The 928-nt window shown below is 61.7% G+C and carries 2 protein-coding genes; both read left to right on the top strand.

Annotation, left to right across the window (positions count from 1 at the left end):
* A partial coding sequence (locus NG99_RS30360; RefSeq protein WP_408606403.1) for a hypothetical protein occupies positions 1–67 on the top strand: 67 nt, incomplete at its 5' end.
* Positions 60–928 (top strand): hypothetical protein (locus tag NG99_RS11335; RefSeq protein WP_034892403.1); only part of this gene is annotated, 869 nt, incomplete at its 3' end. The genes NG99_RS30360 and NG99_RS11335, both read left to right, overlap by 8 nt.

Below are 928 nucleotides of genomic sequence, written 5' to 3' on the forward strand. Positions count from 1 at the left end.
CAGAAAAAGACAATACCTTCTGTGCTTACTCCTTCTGCGCGACATAAGCGCAGGCAGGGGTGGCTGACCAGATTGTTGCTCTACCTCATTCTGACACCCCCGGTTTATACCGGCCTTCACGGCGCGGCGAGTCCAACCGCCTCAGGAAAGGACTGTCCAAAACCCACCGTAATCACCAGCCCGTATTTAACGGCAAGACCCCGCGCGGCATGGCGGCAAAGGTCGTTGCCTGTTTCCGTGGGCACGACTGGTGCCGCAATCATGACCTGATTGCGCTGCGCCAGCAGGGCTATACGCCCTACACCCGCATGTTCGATCCGTCCTTCCGGCCGAAGCCGATGCGCATCACGCCGCGTTCAGAGAGCCGGGAAGCGCTGACCGCGCTGTCGCTGGTGCTGGCGGCCAACTGCGACTACAGCCCGGACAGCGAGTACATGTTCGAAGTGATGCTGCCGGTGGAAGAAATTGCACGGCGGATGGGGGTACTGCACATCTATGAAAGCGGCCGTAAAGCCTACGACGTCCTGCTGCACGCACTGCGCGTCCTCGAGCAGCTGGACTACGTCGTGGTGCACCGCGACCGCGATACTGACTCCGGCCAGAACAAACCGGTGCGCATCTTCCTGACGGAGCGGTGCTTCACCTCGCGCGGGATGACCGTGGAGAACGTGAGGGAGTGGCTGCACAAGTACCGCCAGTGGGCGGTGGCCACCGGCGTGGCCGAGTCAATGCGCGATAAATACGCCCGTCACCAGCTGAAGATGGCCCGGCTGGGCATTAATATCGACAGCCACCACTCACTCAAAAACCGCCTGAAGAAGATAAAGCGCTGGGTGGTCAGTCCGGAGCTGCGTGCTGAACGGGAGCGCGTGGAGGAAGACCTGGGCGCGGTGCTCGATGAGCAGGCCCGCAAGCTGCGGCAGCTGCG

The organism is Erwinia typographi (assembly GCF_000773975.1).
Lineage (GTDB): Bacteria > Pseudomonadota > Gammaproteobacteria > Enterobacterales > Enterobacteriaceae > Erwinia > Erwinia typographi.